This is a genomic window from Methylobacterium sp. B1 (assembly GCF_000333255.1).
In the GTDB taxonomy this organism is placed as follows: Bacteria; Pseudomonadota; Alphaproteobacteria; order Rhizobiales; family Beijerinckiaceae; genus Methylobacterium; species Methylobacterium fujisawaense.
Window position 1 is genome coordinate 1 of record NZ_BACT01000766.1, and the last position, 2,839, is coordinate 2,839.

The following is a 2,839-nucleotide window of genomic DNA, read 5'->3' on the forward strand; positions in this document are numbered from 1 at the left end:
CGCCCAGACGCAGACCGATGAGGACGATCTCCGACACGCCCGCCGTTGCGCGCAGGAACTGGACGGCTCGCCGGATCGCCGCGACGCAGGCCAGGATCCCTCCGGCTTCGGGATCGGCCGAGTCGCCCTCCCCCGGGTAGTCGAAGCGCAAGGTCGGGCAGCCCGCCGCGGCGAGGCCTTCGGCCAGCGAACGCCAGGGTCTGTGCGCGGCCATCTGCTCGAAACCGCAGGTCCCGCAGAGGACGACGCCGCGCCGTCCGGCGGCCGGATGAAGCCACCCGAACAGACCATCGAACGTCACCGGCACCGCGGCGTCGGACTCGACCTCAGGCGTCATGACCGAATTCCACGATCTCGCTGCTGTTGATCGCCCGCACGCTCCCGCGCGGCAGCCGGGCGGCGTCCGCGAAGGCGACGATCCGGCTCGATCCCGGCGCGAGATGGAATCCGCTCTCGACCGGCCACACTCCGGAGGCTTGTACTTGGACGCTGCAGGCGAAGCGCGCGGTGCTGATCCGCAGACCCGGACCCTCCCCGGTCGCGACCGGTTCGGCCCGCAGGCCGACAGCCTCACGGAGGACTGGTCGCAGGCCAGGGAAGTGGAAGCTCTCGGCGATCACGCGGCCGTCGGCATCGCTCAGCCGGGCATGCGCGAGATCGTGGATCCGTGGCCCAAACCGGTAGCTGTCCGTGGTGTCGAAGAATCGGCCGAGAACGGCGGCGGAAGAAAGCGTGAGGGCCGCCCGCGGGCCGGCCGTAAGGACCCGCTCGGCCCGCGCTGCGACCCGCCCCCCGACATCGCACAGGGTCAGCCTCAGCGTCAGGTCCTGGGCCGCTGCCGTCTCGTTGAGGACGTGAACGTGAAGGCCGTCGAGGCCCTCGTCGGTGAGAAGGACCTGGACCGGACGGAAGGCGCGCTTCAGCGCATACCAGGCCGATTTCGGCCTCTGCGTCCAGTCGATGACGCCCCAGCCGGCGCCGGGTCCGAGGTCGCGCAGCATCAGGACGAGGCCGCCGGCCGTCGGCGAGCGCGGACGGCGCCACTCCGCGAAGGTCGCCTCCATCACTTCGGCCACCGCAGCACGGCCGAGTTCGAGGTAGCGGTCCGGATCTTCGACGCGCAGCGCCGCCGGATCGACGCCGTAGAGCAGGGCGACATAATGGTCGCGCACCGTCTCGAAGTCCCAGTCGGCCCCCCGGTCCCGGGGGATGCCGGCCGGCCAGAGCGGATCGGCCGGTCCGGTCGGTCCCGGCGTGCCGGGTTCGGGCGGATTGGCGAAGGCGAGGCATTCGCTGGCGAAGCCAGGTTCTGCCCGGCGGGCATCCTCCAAGGGCCGTCGATAGGCGCCGACGCCAAAATAGTGGGTGCAGCCCCCGCGCGGCGAGAAGGGCAAGTCGCCGCCGGAGGGCGAGTTCGGCACGACGATGAGATCGGGTCGCAGATCCGCCGCGCGCGCCGGCAAAGTCGTCGCGCAGAAGGTGTCGGCCCAGACGGCCCGGGGCGCGCCGAGCATCGCCGCCTGCTGCCAGACTTCGCTGCCCCCGCACAGCACGCAGAGCGACGGCGCGGTCTGCGTCCGCTCGAGAAACCCCGTCAGCTCGCAGTCGAGTTGGGACGCGAAAGCCGGGTCCGCGTGCGGATAGTCGAAATTGGCGAGCATCAGGTCCTGCCAGACCAGAATGCCGAATTCGTCGCACAGATTGTAGAAGTCGGAATCCGGATAGAGCGTCGTACCCGGGACGCGCAGCATGTTCATGCCGGCCGCACGGGCGCGCATAAGCAGCGTTCGGGTCCCGTCGGAGCCCAGCCCGACGAGATCCGGCGGCGTCCAGACGGCGCCCCGGCAGAAGACCGGCACGCCGTTCACCGCCAGCGACAGGCCGTCCTCGAACGGACGGGTGAGCGTCAGGCTTCGGAAGCCGACGCGGCCGAGGTCGAAGCGTGCGCCGTCGACGCGCACCTCGACCGGGTAGAGGTTCGGCACGCCGTGGGTGTGCGGCCACCAGGGCGCGATGCCGGGAAGCGCCAGCGCGCCTGTGAACAGGCCCGGCTCGACCTCGGTCAGAGAAGCCTCACCTCCGCCGCACGCGAGGATGACCGAGTCGGTCCGCCCGTCGATTCGCAGGCGCACGGCCAGGTGGCCGATGTCGCCTTCGAGGGTCGAACGCACATCCGCGGCCGCCATGCGGGGTCGGACCGGCCCGACAGTCAGCGGTCGGAAGGGGCCGACGTGGTCGATCTCCGGGCACCAGCCCGGCATGAAGCCGAGGACGCTGGTTCGCAGATGGCGCAGCGATCCGGGCGTGATCATCCGGGGCCGCCAGCGCCCGCGCTTGGCCGGTCGGTCGAGTTCCTCCCGGAGCGCACGGAAGCAGAGCACCAGCTCGGAGACGCCGCCGAGTTCGACATCGACGGTGGGCGCCTCGAACATGGAGCGGGTGCAGAGGATCGGCGCGCCGTCGAGCCAGACCTCGGCCAGGGTGGCGAGCCCTTCGAATCGAAGCCGAGCCGGGCCCGCCCCGGCGATGCGCGACCGGTACCAGACATCGCGATCGTGGATCGGCTCCGGCGCGGCCTCGCTCCAGCGCCCGGCGGCCCGCAGGGCGGCGGCGGCGGTGCCCGGAACGGTGGCGGGGATCCAGCCGGTCACGGCGTCGAGGTCAGCGGGGCCCGCACAGGCGCCCGGCGGCGTGACGGCGAGCATCCAGGGCCCGAACTGGACCTCCGGCGCACGCTCGTCGACGCAGCGGATGCGGGCCATCGCGGCTCTCAGCGGTCCAGCGCGCGGTCGAGGTCGGCGAAGACGCGGTCGTAGGTCGCCGCGAGGCGGTCGAGACG

At 71.9% G+C, this 2,839-nt stretch carries 1 protein-coding gene and 1 pseudogene; both read right to left on the reverse strand.

What is annotated here, in order from left to right; translation table 11 throughout:
- Positions 1-337: pseudogene (locus I53_RS22365) on the reverse strand (thioesterase); the annotation flags it as partial.
- Complete coding sequence (locus tag I53_RS22370; protein WP_043354845.1) at positions 327-2,762, reverse strand: beta-mannosidase; 2,436 nt, start codon at positions 2,760-2,762, stop codon at positions 327-329. The pseudogene I53_RS22365 and the gene I53_RS22370, both read right to left, overlap by 11 nt.
- Positions 2,763-2,839: the final 77 nt, after the last annotated feature.

What these genes read in the sequence shown, in the direction of transcription:
- I53_RS22370 (WP_043354845.1), bottom strand. Translation starts at nt 2,762, where the DNA reads ATGGCCCGCATCCGCTGCGTCGACGAGCGTGCGCCGGAGGTCCAGTTC.